This window comes from Celeribacter ethanolicus (assembly GCF_002407265.1).
GTDB lineage: Bacteria > Pseudomonadota > Alphaproteobacteria > Rhodobacterales > Rhodobacteraceae > Celeribacter > Celeribacter ethanolicus.
The window spans coordinates 2,865,665-2,879,398 of the sequence record NZ_CP022196.1 but is presented as its reverse complement, the minus strand read 5'-3'; the positions used below and the strand labels follow the sequence as shown (position 1 = coordinate 2,879,398).

Sequence of the window (13,734 nt, the reverse complement as noted above, 5' to 3'; positions counted from 1 at the left end):
TCACAAATTCAATTCTCAGGTTTTGGGTATCGGAAATTTTGATACCGTAATTTTACTTTGTGTTTTTATGGGTTTGTGCCGCCAGAATAAATTCGCGCGTCACCCGCGTGAGGGGCGCCCCCTTGCGCCAGACGATTCCAACCTGCACAACAGGTAGGCTTCCCGAGACATCTCTGGACACAATGCGGTCCCCTTCGAGAGACCAGCGGCGATACACCATCTCCGGCAAAAGCGCGATTCCCGCCCCCGTCGCGACCAGCGACCGCACCGCCTCCACCGACCGGGTGCGAAACGCCACGCGCGGACGCGCCCCGAAAGCCGACAGGAGTTTGCGCGTCGCCTCCTCGATCTCGTCGATCCTGAGCATGATCATCGGCTCATCCGTCAGGTCCTCGATCGAAACGGAAGGCCGCGTCGTCAACTCATGCCCGTTCGGCAGCCAGAGCTGATAGGGCGAGGTGTCGATGATCTCGGTCTGAAGCGCCATGCGGTCGCGCATATTGGTGGTCACCATCACCGCCACATCCAACTCGCCACCGACCAAAAGGTGCTCAAGATAGTCGCCCGTATCCTCCAGCGCCGTCACCTCCACCTGCGGGTTGGCGCGGCGAAATCGCGCGAGAATATCCGACAGGACATAGCCCGCCACGAGCGAGGTTACCCCGACATGAAGCGTCCCCGTCAGGTCTTCACTCTCCTGCGTCAGGGCGTGGCGCGCATCCGACACGCCCGCAAGAATGCCAGTCGCGTGACGCAGGAACTGATGCCCCTTGTGGGTGATGTCGAGACCACGCGGATGGCGAGTGAAGAGCGGCACACCGAGATCCGCCTCCAGCTCCCGGATCGCCTCCGTGACGGCGGATTGCGAAATTGCGAGCGCCTGGGCCGCACCCGACACGGTGCCGCTCTCGGCGACCGCGATGAAATAGCGAAGCTGTTTGAGTGTGAAGGCCATGCGATGTCCTTAACGCGCGCCGGACCGCCCTGTCTATTGCCTTGGCGGAAAGCAAACGGTCGCGAAGGGATCTCTCCCGTCGCGACCGCCCATCATATCCGTGAAACCAGCGGAATGAGGCTTATGCCTCCGGAACCGCCGGTTTTTCGGCGGCTGTCGGCGCGGGCGTCACAGGCGCTGGCACGTCGAGCACATCCGCCACCATCTGGCCCATGCCCTTTTCCATGTTCAAGCCGACCTGCTTGCCGATCGCATCGAGCGCCGGAAGCTGGAACGCCATCTTGCGCATCTCGTCGAAGGCCTGATTGACCAGCCCGTCGCCCCCGGATTTCGGCGCCTCGACACCCGAGACCCCGCCACCGGTCAGGCCGTCGACCTTGTGAATGGTGATACCGCCGATTTTCTCCGCCGGTTTCACCATTTCGGCGACGATCTGCGGCATGGCTTCAAGCCGCGCCTTGGCGAGACGGAAGTCGATGATCGCCGCCGACAAGCCGTTTTCCGCCTCGGCCAGCGCCCGCGTCCCTTCGGCCTCGGCGAGTTTCTGGGCGCGCATCCCGTCGGCCTGGGCAAGCTGTTCGGCCTTTTCGGCCTCGGCGCGGATCGTCACCTTGTCGGCTTCCGCCTGCGCCAGTTCGCGCATCGCCGCCGCCCGGTCGTCCGCCGCTTCGCGTTCGGCCTTCGCCGCCACCCGGATCGAGGTCGCGTTTCTCTCGGCCTCTTCCTCTGCGGCAAGGATGGTCAGGCGTTTCTGACGCTCCCCTTCCGCCACGCGACGCTCCGTTTCGATGGATTCGGTCGCCTTGATCGCATCGGCCTTCGCCAGATCGGCGCGCGCACGGGCCTGGCTTTCGGCCTCGGATTTCTCGGCCACCGCGATCTGACGCTCCTGTTCGGCGATCTCAATCGCCTTGCGGCGCTCCTGCTCGGCGATCTCGATGGATTTCTCGCGCGCAATCCGGGCCTGTTCGGCGGCTGTCGCGGCTTCTTCATGCTTGCGGGCTTTCTCGGCAGCTTCTCGCGCGCCGAGTTCTTCCATTTTCACACGCTGGGCAACGCGGGCCTCTTCCTGCTCACGCTCGACCTCGTAGCGTTTGACCTCCGCTTCCTGACGCGAGCGTGCCACGGCAACCTCAGCCTCCGCCTCAATGGCCGCACGCTGTTTGCGGCTGTCGGCGATACGCTCCGCCTGGTTCTTCAAACCTTCGGCGTTGAACACGTTGTTCTCATCAAGCCCATCGAGCGGAGTCTGATCGAGCGCGGTCAGCGACACGGATTCGAGTTCGAGACCGTTCTTGCGCAGGTCTTCGGTGACCGTCTGCTGCACCTGCTGGACAAAATTCGCCCGATTCTCGTGCAGATCGTCGAGATCCATCTTGGCCGCCACGGCACGCAGACCATCGACCAGCTTGCCCTCGACCATCTCGCGCAGCGCGCGTTCGTCGAACGTCCGGTCGCCCAGCGTCTGGGCGGCGCGCGCGATGCCCTCTTCGGTCGCCTGCACCGTGACGTAGAATTCCACGCCGACATCGACCCGCATACGGTCCTTGGTGATCAGAGCGGAATTGCCGTCGCGGCGCACCTCGAGTCGGGTGGTTCGCATGTTGATACGGGTGACCTCATGCAACACCGGCACCACCAGAGTGCCGCCGTCGATGATCACCTTGCGCCCGCCCGTACCGGTTTTCACAAGGCTGACCTCGCGGGTGGAGCGTTTGTACATGCGCGCGAAGGCCAGCGCCACGACGAGGAACGCGACGATGATGAGCAGGAAGGGCATGGCAACGCCAAGAATGAGATTCATCTGGAATATCCTGTTTCAAGAGTGTGGTGGGTCATAAGTCTGAGGATGTGTCACCCGAGCTGAACGAGGCGCAACTCTCCACCGCGCGGTCGCAGGACGAGCACTTCCGCCCCTTGCGGGATTTCGTCCCTGTCGGAGAGCGGCTCCAGCATGGCGTAATGAGTGTTGCCGTAACCGTCGGTAATCCGCACCTGCGCCGGACTGCCGCGCCGGGCGGTCCCGACGATGACGGTGCCGCGTCGGCGCCCGAGGCTGCGCTCGGAAATCGCGGCGGTTTCATCGCGCGGGATCAGACGTGCCAGTGCGCCGGAGAGGGTCCGGGTGAGCCCAAGCGCGGGGATGAGCGCCAGCGGCACGGCGGCGAGGCGCGGCAACATCTGACCGAATACGGCCATCATCCCGGATTGCAACGCAAGCCCCGTCCCCGCGAAGAGCGCGAGGAAAATCGCCAGCCAGATGGTCAGGGGTTGCTTGCGCAGTCCGAGAAAATCGGGAAGCCCACCGGAAGACGGGACCGAGGCGACCTCACCGGACACTTCGGGAAGCTCTGCCTCAGCCAGTCCGATCTCGATCTCGGCGGCCAGATCGACCGGCACCTCCAGTTCGGCCGCCAGCTCCGGCGCACTCATCCCGACAAGGTCCACATCGAGATCCGGCATCTCGCCCAATTCCGCCGCGGGCGCCCCGCTCGACAGGCCGGTTGTCAGCAACAGAAGTTCGAGGACCAGAAGAAACAGGACAAGCCCGGCAGCGATCAGAAAGGGGAAAATCTCGGGTTCGAGAAAAGACATATGAAACAGCACCATCCTAGCGTCGGCCCAGCGCAATGGGAGCCTGACGGTCTGCGTTGAAGTTATGGTCTCGGCAGGCCGCAATCAAGCTGCGATCGACCGTGCTTCGGAACCCGGCCGCCGTGCCGCGCGTTGTGATGCAAAATGGAGACCATAATATGACGCGAAGCGCGCGAGGGCATTGGGCCTTGATCATCTTGACGCTCATTGCCGTGATCGCGGCGCTCGATCTGTCGCAGGCCCTGCTTGCGCCCTTCGTCCTGGCTTTTGTCTGTGCCGTGGTGCTCTCGCCGGTCTCCGCCTTCTGGAAACGTCTCGGTGTGCCGCCGGCGATGGGCGCGCTGATGAGTTTTGCCTCCGTGCTGGCACTGATCGCGGCCCTGTTCTTTCTGGCCGAACCGGTGGTCGAACAGGCCTATGCGCAAATCCCGAGTATCAAATACGAGTTGAGAGAGGGCCTCAGCCACCTGCGCCAGGTGTTTCGCGGGATCAGCGACGTGACCAAGGAGGTGCAGGACACGATAGCCCCCGACACCTCCGGCTCGGACGGGGCACAATCCGTGGCCCTGCCCTCGCTCGGTGATGCGCTCTTTGCCGCCCCCTCGCTGATCGCCCAAATCCTGCTCTTTGCCGGTGCGCTGTTCTTCATCCTTCTGTCGCGGGACGAGGTTTACGCGGGGCTTGCAAAACTGCATCCCGAAGGACCGTCGCTCGATTGTCTGCACGATGCGGACGCGCGGGTGTCGCGCTATTTCCTGACCATCACGCTGATCAACACCTGTTTCGGAGCGATCGTCGCCGGGGCCTTTGCGGCCATGGGCCTTCCGGGCGCACTGCTCTGGGGTGTCGTTGCAGCACTGATGAATTTCATCCTCTATATCGGCCCGGCGATGGTCGCCGTATCGCTGCTGATCGCGGGCATCATGGCCTTTGACGGAGCCGCATCATTGCTGCCGCCGCTGACATTCGTCGCGCTGAACACCCTCGAAGGGCAATTCGTTACGCCGACACTTGTCGGACGACATATGCAGGTCAATCCGCTCCTGGTGTTTCTGTCGCTGTGCTTCTGGCTCTGGCTCTGGGGGCCGGTCGGCGGGTTTATCGCCATTCCGCTTCTGGTCTGGGGATTGGCGGTGTTCCGGGGGCTTGGACCCGAAACACCGTACACGTCCTGAGGCGCCCGGTTCAGCGCGCAGCCTCCGTGGCTCAGTCCACTTCGACGATCTCGCTGTCCCTCTGCGCCTCGTCAAAGGAAGCAATCGGGAAATCCACGACGACGCTAAAGAAAACATCACCGTCCTCGACCTCCAGCTTGCCGCCAAGCTGCTGGGCGAACGCCTTGATCAGATTGGTGCCAAGCCCTGTGCCGCTCACCTGTTCGGGCGGCAAAAGCGGCGTCCCCTTGGTATTGGACACGATCAAACGCGCAGTGCCCGGTTCGAGCGTCTTCAGCCGCACCTCGATCCTGGGCATGCCCTCCTCAGGGCGACCGATGTATTTCAGCGCATTGGTCGTGGCCTCGGTGGCCAACAGGGACAAAGGCACCGCCTGATCGGGATAGAGCACGACCGGATCATACTCCTCCGTGCTTTTCAGATGCGCCTCATTGGCGACGCTGGCGCTGACCAGCTTGCCGATGGTACTGCGCATCAGCTCGTCGGCGCGCACCCGGCCTTCGGTCGTGGTCTCATACAGACTACGGTGCACCGTCGCGATGCTCATCACACGGCCCTGCACCTCCTTGAGGGCAAAGCGCGCCTCGGGGGTTTTCGCCTTGCGCACCTTCATGTTCACGATGGAGGCGATCAGTTGCAGGTTGTTCTTGACCCGGTGATGGACCTCCTTGAGCAACACGGATTTGTCGTGAATCGTGTCCTCGAGCTCCGCCTCGTCCCTTATCACGGTTTCCGCCAGATTGTGCCAGGTCTGGTCGATTTCGCGCAGCTCACGCGGCAGTCCGGTGTCCCGGTAACGCTGTTCGTGGCGCCGCGTGACGGCGAAATCGCGCATGTCACGGCTCAGGCGACGGATCGGCTTGATCACCAGCCGGTGCACCGCGAAATAGGCCACACCGAGACTGGTCAGCCACATGGCGATCGGAAAGAACATCGGCGAAGCAATGGACAGACCCGGCGCAACCGAGAGCCGCTCCTGCGGCCAACTGCCGATGGCGTAAACCTGATCGCGCAGGATCGGAACCACGGCAAAGACCCGCTCCTCGCCATCGTTGGTCTGACCTGTGAAGGAAAAGCGATACTGCCCGGCCAAACCGACGAGCGGACGCCCGGCGGGTAATTCCCCGACCACGCCCTGCAATCCTCCGGCCGCACTCAAAATTTCGCCCTCATTGTTGAAGGTGATGAGATCCACCGGTCGGTCGACCGGCTGGTTCTCCAGCTTCATTCGGGTTTCGTTATGTGGCAGGGAAACGGTCACATAGCCATCGAAGGCGCCGTCGCGATAGACCGGCGCGGACAGGACGATGACCGATGTCTTGCTGATCGGCGCATTGAAAATCAGATCGCTGCGCGGGCCGGGATGCTGCATCATGCCCTGATAGACTTCGCGCCCCTTGAAATCGTAACCGACCGCGCTCGATCCGCATTTCAGGATACCATCCGTCCCGACATAGCCGGCAAAGGAAAACGCCTGATTATCGGCAATGAAATCCACGAAAATCCGATTGCAGGCCGACGTGTCGGCCTCGATCGACGGGATCACCGCCGCGAGCGCATCCGTGGAACCGAAGCCGGTGCGGATCAAGGCCTCCTCCCCCGCTGCGGCCTGCGCCGTCAGCGCCAGCAGGTTGCTTTGCGCCCGCTCGTCTGCGGCCTCGGAAAACTGATGCGTGATCGAAACGGCGATCAGACCGATCGGGAACAGCGCAATCGACAGCAGCGCCGCGATGCGCAATCCCAAACCGTCGACGTAACCACGCCAGTTTTTCGCCGTCACGCAGCAGTCCCCCGGCTCGGCACGGCGGAACTCATCACGGCCATGGTCTCCTGATCGGTCAACTCGAGGGTTTCACCTTCTTCGAGTTCCATCAGTTCCGTAAGCCGCTGCCGCGCGCGGTTGACCCGGCTCTTGATCGTGCCCACCGCCACGTCACAGGTCTCGGCGGCTTCCTCATAGGAAAAGCCCATCGCGCCCACAAGCATCAGTGCCTCACGCTGTTCGGCCTTGAGCTGTACGAAGGCGGCTTCGAAATCGGCCATTGCGAGGCGCCCGTCATGATCCGGCTTCTTGGCAAGCGTGGCCGCGAAGACGCCATCCGTGTCCTGCACCTCGCGCTTTCTCTTGCGCCGGTCGGAATAGAAAGTGTTGCGCAGGATGGTGAAAAGCCAGGCCCGCATGTTGGTGCCGACCTGAAAGGACGACAGGTTCTTCCAGGCCTTGATCACCGCATCCTGCACAAGATCGTCCGCTTGCGACGGATTCCGGGTAAGGCTGAGGGCAAAGGCACGCATTGCGGGCAGATGGGTGACGATCTCCTCGCGCGGATCGAGTGCGGCGCCGTTATCAAGGCCACTCCGGGTCGAACTGTCCTCACTGGTCATTCTGGGCATCCTGTTTCTTGAGTTTCTCAAGCAGGTCAAGAAACCGGTCAGGAATCTCTTCTTCCAGCGTCTTTTGATAAACTCTTTTGAGGTTTGCCTCGATTTGCTCGTCGAGCTCGTGTTTTGATCTGTGCTGCGCCATTGTCTTTCCCGTCTCGGGCCACCTTGGGAGATGACATCCCGAAAAAAATTAACACCCTTTTGGGAACCAAACGCGTTTCCTTTGCGTTCGGTTCCGAGAAAATCGAAAAAAGGACGAAATTTATGTCGACAGCTCCGACAGAGAAGAAACTGTCCCTGATTGTGGCCAGCCTTCTGCCCTATCTGCGCCGCTATGCGCGTGCGCTGACCGGAGACCAGCAGACCGGGGACAAATACGCGGCGACCACGCTCGAAGCGTTGCTGAGCGATCGTTCGGTGTTCGATCAGATCGAAAGCCCGAAAGTGGCTTTGTTCCACGCATTTCACCTGATCTGGTCGAGTGCCGGTGCGCCGACGGGCGAGGACGAGACAGGGCTCGCCAAACGCGCCCAGGCCCACCTGCGCCGCCTGACGCCCAACACCCGCGAGGCGCTTTTGCTGCACACAATCGAGGAATTCACCCTCGACGAGGTGGCCGAAATCATGGGCACCGATGCCGATGAGGTCGAACACCTGTTGAGTGTCGCAGAAACGGAAATGGTCGACAGCATTCAGGGCCGCGTCATGGTGATCGAGGACGAAGCCATCATCGCGCTCGATCTTCAGGGCATCGTGGCGGACATGGGCCATCAGATCACCGGTGTGGCCAGCATCGCCAGCGAAGCGGTGAAACTTGCCGCGGAAACCCGCCCCGATCTGATCCTTTCCGACATCCAGCTCGCCGATGGCTCGTCGGGCATCGACGCCGTGAACGACATCCTCAAGAGCGCCGCCGACATTCCGGTGATCTTCATCACCGCCTTCCCCGAACGCCTTCTGACCGGCGAACGCCCGGAACCGGCTTTCGTCATCACCAAACCCTACAGCGAGGAACAGGTGCGCTCCGCCGTGTCGCAGGCAATGTTCTTTTCGAGCACGGAAACCCTGGTGTCCTGAGCGACACCGATCCGTTCGACATGAAAACGCCCCGTCGGTCTCCCGGCGGGGCGTTTGTTATGACAGGCGTTCAGGACGTTACGATTTCGCAATCGCCCGAAGCATCCAGGCCGCTTTCTCATGAAATGCCGCGCGCGCGGTCGCCAGATCGGCCGTCACATCGTCATCATGCTCTTCCGCGAGCTTGATCAGCTTGTGCATCTGGGCCGCGAGATGTTCGTGGTCGGACGCCAAATCGGCCACCATGTCATGGGCGCTCGGCGACTTGGGCGCGTCCTTGAGTTTCGCGCCCCCCAGAACATCGCTCACCGACATCGGCGCCAGTTGCCCAAGCGCGCGGATGCGTTCGGCCAACTCGTCGGTCGCCGCGAACAGTGCACCGTATTGTTCCTCGGTCAGCGTGTGAATGCTGTAGAACAACGGGCCTTCGACGTTCCAGTGATAGATATGAGTCTTCAGGAGCAGCGTGTAGGTATCCGTCAGCACCTGAGCGAGACCCGTTGCCACGGGTTTCGGGGATTTCACCCCGGTTTTGACCGATGTCGCTGCGGGAGTTGTTTCAAGAATATCTGCCATGATGCGTTCCTTTCAAATGTGATGTTGGCGAAGGGGGACAGGGGTGCGCCGGATCAAACCGGCGGCTTGCCCCGAACCGCACGCGCGACCATCGCCAGAAGGAACAGGGCGATGAAGATGAAGAACAGGATTTGCGCGATCCCGGCGGATGCGCTTGCGATGCCACCGAAGCCAAAAACCCCGGCGATAATCGCGACGATCAGAAAAGTAAGTGCCCAGCCAAGCATGGGAGCCTCCTAAGTTGCGATTGTTTGGTGCGTCAACTGACGCGGTCTGGGGAGTCAACGCAGGCTTTCATGGATTGGTTCCGAACGGGTTTCCCGGAACATTCTGATCGGTCTGCGCGTTGGGTCGGCAACATGGAAACGAAAAGGAGACTGATCATGGCTCGCGTTCAAACCAATGATGCCGTCGAACAAACGTCTGCAGATCTTTCGGCTCAACTCGAAACCCTGAAAGCCGATGTGGCGGCGCTGACCAGCACGCTGGCGGACTATGGCCGCGCTCAGAAAGAGCAGATCGGCGCCACCGCGGAAGAGACCTATGAAGCCGCGAAGAAGAAAGGCGCGGAAACCGCCCAGCACGCCCGCAAACAGGCCCGCGACGCCTATGCCGGCGCGGAGCAGGCAGTGCGTGCCAATCCGGCGGCCTCGGTCGGAATCGCGGCGGGTGTCGGCTTTCTCGTCGGCCTTCTGACCGCGCGTCGCTGAGGCCTCTCATGCTGAACGCCATTCAAACAAAAGTGGCCCGGGGCGCACGTCGTGCGGCCTGGGCCTCGGTCGGACTGCTCCTGCTTTTGGTCGGGACCGGTTTTCTGACCGTCGCAGCCTGGCTCGTGCTTTCCGCCCTTCACGGCGCACAATTCGCCGCTCTCGTGATCGGGCTGCTTTACGTCGGCGCCGGCCTCATGGCCCTGGCTCTCGCCACGAAACGTCAGACGCCACCGACACCGCTCGCGTCCCCCTCCGGTCCAACGCAACAAGATCTCTTCGCACGTATCGCTCTGGCGTTCGGAGAAGGGGTCCAGGCCGGCAGATCCATGCGCAGATGAACGCTCAAGAGGCTCCGACGCATCACTGCGCTCGGGCCTGCACGAATTCGACCTGACCGTCGGCGATCAACGCTGCCGTCAAACGCCCCGTCGCATAGGCCCCGGTGTCTATGGAAATGACACCGTTCTTCTCCTGTGGCAGATCGACGATTGTATGGCCATGCACGACCCAGACACCGTCTTTGCGGACCTGCTGCCCAAAAGCGCGGTGCCCCCATGTCAGGGACTGATCCTTTTGCAATCCCATCGGCGTCGCGGGATCGGCCCCGGCGTGCACCACGGCCACATTGCCGCTTTCGAACCACCGCGGTCGCCCGGCGAGCCAGGTCTGCAACCCCTCGGGCATGACCTCCACAAGCCTGTCCCGCGCGACGCGCAACGCCTCGGGCGCATTTTGCACCCCAAGCTGGAACGACCCGAAACTTGCCATGGTCTGCAATCCGCCATGGCGCATCCAGCGGTTCCCAGCCTGTTCAGGGTCCCTCAGGAAAGCCAGCATCATCTCTTCGTGGTTGCCGAGGAGGAACACCGTGTCGGGACGGTCCGATTCGAGCGTCCTGAGACGGTCGAGGACCTCGGCGCTGTGGTCCCCGCGATCAATGAAATCACCGACGAAAATCCAGCGCGACGATCCGGCGCGCTCGGACAGTTGGTCGATCATCCTGTCCAGACAGGCAAGCTGGCCATGAAGATCCCCGACAATGGCCAGCGCCCCCTCGGGCGCCGGAGCGCCCCCATCGAAACGCTGCGGGAGCGGCGCCTCCGTCATCTGGGGCCTGCTGCGGCGGAACAAATGTCTGAGCACTAGAGCGGTCCTTTCAGCTCGGCCTTCGACGGGGCAGCCCCCATCGCCTTCTGCCTGCAAAAGCTATGGTCTCTGCGCACGGGTTTCCAGAGGTCCTTTCCCCTGTTTCGACACCGGACGTCCCCCCCCTGCCGCAGACGCCAACGACATTTCTCCGCTGAATTTAAGAGCGAAAAAGCGCCGACCGATGCAAATGACACAATATGACCTGTTTGACGGCACATCCTCTGCCGCACAATATAGAGGAGAGTTTTCATGTCGGGTCAGGCAAGCTATACGACTCCAAAAGCTTGAGGTGCGGAGTGACGTTTCATAAATATTTTCATGGGCTTTGGGTCTTCGCAGCCATGTCCGCCACACCCGCTCTGAGCCAGGATGTGGAACTCAGGTTTCCGGTCTCCGAGTTCGGTACTCCCGGTCTCATCGACATGCCCTCCGGCGATGTCTTCGAAGATGGCACCCTGCAACTGTCGACGGCTTTCCATAGCGGCACGCAGAAGTACAACCTCAGTTTTCAGATCACGCCTCGGGTTTTCGGGAGTTTCCGTTATGCGATTGTCGACGCCTTCGATGGGGCGGGCACCACGCGATACGACCGGAGCTTCGATCTGGGCTATCTTTTCGCCGTGGAAACCGAGCTGCGCCCTTCGATGGTGATCGGCCTCCGCGACTTCGGGGGCACCGGGCTATACGGGTCGGAATATATCGCGGCCACCAAACATTTCATGGACGACCGCCTGGCGGTCACCGGCGGGATCGGTTGGGGGCGTCTGGGCAGCTATGGCGGCTTTTCGAACCCTCTGGGCGCGCTCTCCGACAGTTTCAAGACCCGCTCTGAGGTGCAAGGCGCAGGTGGCGACACCGGGCAGCTCGACGTGGACCAGTGGTTCCATGGCGATGCGGCGCTGTTTGGCGGGCTGGCCTATCAGATCAATCCACGCCTGTCCTTCAAACTGGAATATTCCTCCGATGCCTATGAAACCGAGGTCGCGAATGCCGGTTTCGAGCACAAGACCCCCGTCAATGCCGCGCTGTCCTACGGGTTCGACAACGGGGCGGATCTGACGGTCTATGCGCTGCACGGCTCCGAGATCGGCTTCATGGCCAGCCTGCCGATCAACCCACGGACCCCCGCCTATGCCAGCGGCATCGAAGAAGCCCCGCCAGCCCTCATGCCGCGCCAGAGCGCCGCGGCGCTGTCCTGGAATGAAGGCAGTGTTCAGACCGGCAACAGCCCCCTGTCCGCCGCGCTCCGGGATCAGGGCATCACGCTCGAAGGCATCACGGTCGAGGGCGCGACCGCCACGGTGCGCATTGCCAACGGGCGTTATCCGGCCGAGGCCCAGGCGCTCGGCCGCACAGCCCGTGTTCTGGCCAATCATCTGCCCGAGACGGTGACGACCTTTCGCGTGGAAAGCACCGCGAACGGGATGACCACCGCGCGCACCACCCTGCGCCGCGACGATCTCGAAGCACTGGAATACGATCTCGATGGCAGTTGGCGCAGCTATGCCCGCGCCGGTTTCGAGGACGCACCCCGTACGGAGGCTGCGACGATCGCCGGCACCTATCCCAAATTCGACTGGCGTCTGAGCCCCTATCTCGACCCCGCGCTGTTCGACCCCGACAGCCCCCTGCGCGCCGATCTGGGTCTTCAGGCCGAAGCCGCCTTCAAGCCGATGCGCGGGCTGATCTTTTCCGGGGCAATCCGGCAGCCGGTCATCGGCAACCTCGACGAAAGCACCCGTCCGTCCAATTCGGTCCTGCCCCATGTGCGCACCGATATCGTCGAATATGCCAAGCAATCCGATCTGGAGATCAAGCATCTCACGGCGGAATATTTCTTCCGTCCCGGCAAGAACCTCTTTGGCCGGGTGACCGCGGGTTATCTGGAAACCATGTATGGGGGCCTGTCCACGGAACTGCTCTGGAAACCGGTCAACGGTCCGCTCGCGCTTGGTGCCGAAGTGAACTACGCGAAACAGAGGGAATTCGATCAGCTCTTCGGATTTCAGGAGTACGACATCGTGACCGGCCATGCCTCGGTCTATTACGATTTCGGTCGCGGCTATCTCGGCCAGGTCGATGTCGGGCGCTATCTCGCCGGGGATTATGGCGCGACGTTTTCTCTCGACCGCGAATTCGACAATGGCTTCCGGGTCGGCGCCTTTTTCACCCTCACCGATGTCTCCTTCGACGATTTCGGCGAAGGCTCCTTCGACAAGGGGATTCGCTTCACCGTCCCGATCGACTGGCTGAGCGGCGCGCCGGTGCAAGGCGGCTATGGCACGACCATCCGCCCGGTCCAGCGCGACGGAGGTGCGCGGCTCGATGTGCGCAACCGGCTTTACGAAGTGGTCAGGGCCAGCCAGACAAACGAGCTGGAAGACCGTTGGGGGAGGTTCTGGAGATGAGCGTGAAGACCCGCATCGCACTCCTGCTCGGCTTTGTCGCGGTGCTGAGCGGCTGTTCGTCGGACCCGAACCAGTCCGCGCTCGCCCAGCAATTCTTCAACCGTTCCAAAGGGTTCGAACCCGGCGCCGACTTTCTCGCGGCCCAACGCTCAGGAGCCCCGGGCTATGTGGCCGGGCTTCAGAACGGCGAAAACGCCTACACGATCTTCCTGCGCCAGACGGTCAATGCCAGGGGCGAGGAAACCTGGATTTCTCCGGACCGGCTGTCTCTTGGGATGAAGGACGGGATGTTGATTGCCACGCGCGGCTTCGGCGACGATCAGCTCGCGGCGGATGCGCGAGCCACGCGGGCGGCCCTCACATCCGGGCGGGAAACTGTCACCGAACGTTTCGTCACCCTGCTCACCGAAGGAAGCACCGCCGAGACCTTTGCCTTCCGCTGTCAGATCACCCGCGAGAAACGGGAACCCGTTCAGCTCAGCGAAAGTTACACCGCGGACACAGAGCTGTTTTATGAAACCTGCCGGAACGGCCAGATGGCTTTTCGCAATCTGTTCTGGGTGGAGCGCGGCACCCGGACCATCGTACAGTCACGTCAGTGGGTCAGTACGGAGACCGGTGAATTGGCCCTCCGGCTCATCAAACCTTGAAACTCAGTCCTGTGACAAAAGAAGGGGTATGGCCGAAACACGGTTGCCGTC

At 62.0% G+C, this 13,734-nt stretch carries 15 protein-coding genes; 6 read left to right on the top strand and 9 right to left on the bottom strand.

From position 1 onward, the window contains the following. Positions 1-52: 52 nt before the first annotated feature. The 3 genes from CEW89_RS14115 to CEW89_RS14105 all read right to left on the bottom strand — a co-directional run bounded on the left by CEW89_RS14115 (position 53) and on the right by CEW89_RS14105 (position 3,550). Entirely contained in the window at positions 53-955 is a 903-nt protein-coding gene (locus CEW89_RS14115) for a LysR family transcriptional regulator (protein WP_066707638.1), read from the bottom strand. A gap of 121 nt (positions 956-1,076) precedes the next feature. Then, entirely contained in the window at positions 1,077-2,759 is a 1,683-nt protein-coding gene (locus CEW89_RS14110) for a flotillin family protein (RefSeq protein WP_066707635.1), read from the bottom strand. 50 nt (positions 2,760-2,809) lie between these two features. Continuing rightward, a complete protein-coding gene (locus CEW89_RS14105; RefSeq protein WP_157779868.1) occupies positions 2,810-3,550 on the bottom strand; it encodes an OB-fold-containig protein in 741 nt (246 codons plus the stop codon). Positions 3,551-3,738: 188 nt separating this feature from the next. Here CEW89_RS14105 and CEW89_RS14100 point away from each other — a divergent pair, with 188 nt between their 5' ends. Further along, positions 3,739-4,725 carry an AI-2E family transporter gene (locus tag CEW89_RS14100; protein ID WP_157779867.1) on the top strand — a complete coding sequence of 329 codons (987 nt, stop codon included), beginning with the start codon at positions 3,739-3,741 and terminating at the stop codon, positions 4,723-4,725. Between the two features lie 31 nt (positions 4,726-4,756). Here the strand turns inward: CEW89_RS14100 and CEW89_RS14095 are convergent, their stop codons facing one another. Genes CEW89_RS14095 through CEW89_RS21070 form a run of 3 tightly spaced genes read right to left on the bottom strand, consistent with a single transcriptional unit; the run spans position 4,757 to position 7,252 of the window. After that, entirely contained in the window at positions 4,757-6,505 is a 1,749-nt protein-coding gene (locus CEW89_RS14095) for a sensor histidine kinase (protein WP_096806320.1), read from the bottom strand. Beyond that, positions 6,502-7,110 (bottom strand): RNA polymerase sigma factor, encoded by a 609-nt coding sequence (locus CEW89_RS14090; RefSeq protein ID WP_066707626.1) that lies wholly within the window; start codon positions 7,108-7,110, stop codon positions 6,502-6,504. Before CEW89_RS14090 ends, CEW89_RS14095 begins: the two co-directional genes overlap by 4 nt. Continuing rightward, the gene (locus tag CEW89_RS21070; protein ID WP_198403427.1) at positions 7,100-7,252 is read right to left on the bottom strand and encodes a NepR family anti-sigma factor; all 153 of its coding nucleotides are present in this window, start codon (positions 7,250-7,252) and stop codon (positions 7,100-7,102) included. Before CEW89_RS21070 ends, CEW89_RS14090 begins: the two co-directional genes overlap by 11 nt. Positions 7,253-7,374: 122 nt before the next feature. On the opposite strand from CEW89_RS21070, the gene CEW89_RS14085 reads away from it, so the two are divergent. After that, positions 7,375-8,187 carry a response regulator gene (locus tag CEW89_RS14085; RefSeq protein ID WP_096806319.1) on the top strand — a complete coding sequence of 271 codons (813 nt, stop codon included), beginning with the start codon at positions 7,375-7,377 and terminating at the stop codon, positions 8,185-8,187. Positions 8,188-8,265: 78 nt separating this feature from the next. Here CEW89_RS14085 and CEW89_RS14080 read toward each other — a convergent pair whose 3' ends face one another. After that, entirely contained in the window at positions 8,266-8,763 is a 498-nt protein-coding gene (locus CEW89_RS14080) for a Dps family protein (RefSeq protein WP_096806318.1), read from the bottom strand. Between the two features lie 53 nt (positions 8,764-8,816). Then, entirely contained in the window at positions 8,817-8,990 is a 174-nt protein-coding gene (locus tag CEW89_RS14075) for a DUF1328 domain-containing protein (protein WP_081423923.1), read from the bottom strand. 156 nt (positions 8,991-9,146) lie between these two features. Between CEW89_RS14075 and CEW89_RS14070 the strand changes: the two genes are divergently transcribed. Both CEW89_RS14070 and CEW89_RS14065 read left to right on the top strand, forming a co-directional pair. Next, positions 9,147-9,473, top strand: a complete 327-nt coding sequence (locus CEW89_RS14070; RefSeq protein ID WP_157779866.1) for an ElaB/YgaM/YqjD family protein — start codon at positions 9,147-9,149, stop codon at positions 9,471-9,473. 8 nt (positions 9,474-9,481) lie between these two features. Further along, positions 9,482-9,814, top strand: a complete 333-nt coding sequence (locus CEW89_RS14065) for a phage holin family protein (RefSeq protein ID WP_096806316.1) — start codon at positions 9,482-9,484, stop codon at positions 9,812-9,814. Positions 9,815-9,836: 22 nt separating this feature from the next. Here the strand turns inward: CEW89_RS14065 and CEW89_RS14060 are convergent, their stop codons facing one another. Beyond that, on the bottom strand, positions 9,837-10,583 hold the full coding sequence (locus CEW89_RS14060; protein ID WP_096806315.1) for a metallophosphoesterase family protein: 747 nt from the start codon (positions 10,581-10,583) through the stop codon (positions 9,837-9,839). Positions 10,584-10,966: 383 nt separating this feature from the next. On the opposite strand from CEW89_RS14060, the gene CEW89_RS14055 reads away from it, so the two are divergent. Together CEW89_RS14055 and CEW89_RS14050 are read left to right on the top strand one after the other, a co-directional pair. After that, positions 10,967-13,033: a YjbH domain-containing protein gene (locus tag CEW89_RS14055; protein WP_096807254.1), complete on the top strand. Its 2,067-nt coding sequence runs from the start codon at positions 10,967-10,969 to the stop codon at positions 13,031-13,033. Further along, complete coding sequence (locus tag CEW89_RS14050; protein WP_096806314.1) at positions 13,030-13,683, top strand: YjbF family lipoprotein; 654 nt, start codon at positions 13,030-13,032, stop codon at positions 13,681-13,683. Before CEW89_RS14055 ends, CEW89_RS14050 begins: the two co-directional genes overlap by 4 nt. Positions 13,684-13,734 lie beyond the last annotated feature (51 nt).

Bases quoted from the DNA above. Each gene is read 5' to 3' on its own strand.
- CEW89_RS14115 (WP_066707638.1), bottom strand. From the start codon at position 955: ATGGCCTTCACACTCAAACAGCTTCGCTATTTCATCGCGGTCGCCGAG.
- CEW89_RS14110 (WP_066707635.1), bottom strand. From the start codon at position 2,759: ATGAATCTCATTCTTGGCGTTGCCATGCCCTTCCTGCTCATCATCGTC.
- CEW89_RS14105 (WP_157779868.1), bottom strand. From the start codon at position 3,550: ATGTCTTTTCTCGAACCCGAGATTTTCCCCTTTCTGATCGCTGCCGGG.
- CEW89_RS14090 (WP_066707626.1), bottom strand. From the start codon at position 7,110: ATGACCAGTGAGGACAGTTCGACCCGGAGTGGCCTTGATAACGGCGCC.
- CEW89_RS21070 (WP_198403427.1), bottom strand. From the start codon at position 7,252: ATGGCGCAGCACAGATCAAAACACGAGCTCGACGAGCAAATCGAGGCA.
- CEW89_RS14085 (WP_096806319.1), top strand. From the start codon at position 7,375: ATGTCGACAGCTCCGACAGAGAAGAAACTGTCCCTGATTGTGGCCAGC.
- CEW89_RS14080 (WP_096806318.1), bottom strand. From the start codon at position 8,763: ATGGCAGATATTCTTGAAACAACTCCCGCAGCGACATCGGTCAAAACC.
- CEW89_RS14075 (WP_081423923.1), bottom strand. From the start codon at position 8,990: ATGCTTGGCTGGGCACTTACTTTTCTGATCGTCGCGATTATCGCCGGG.
- CEW89_RS14070 (WP_157779866.1), top strand. From the start codon at position 9,147: ATGGCTCGCGTTCAAACCAATGATGCCGTCGAACAAACGTCTGCAGAT.
- CEW89_RS14065 (WP_096806316.1), top strand. From the start codon at position 9,482: ATGCTGAACGCCATTCAAACAAAAGTGGCCCGGGGCGCACGTCGTGCG.
- CEW89_RS14060 (WP_096806315.1), bottom strand. From the start codon at position 10,583: ATGACGGAGGCGCCGCTCCCGCAGCGTTTCGATGGGGGCGCTCCGGCG.
- CEW89_RS14055 (WP_096807254.1), top strand. From the start codon at position 10,967: ATGTCCGCCACACCCGCTCTGAGCCAGGATGTGGAACTCAGGTTTCCG.
- CEW89_RS14050 (WP_096806314.1), top strand. From the start codon at position 13,030: ATGAGCGTGAAGACCCGCATCGCACTCCTGCTCGGCTTTGTCGCGGTG.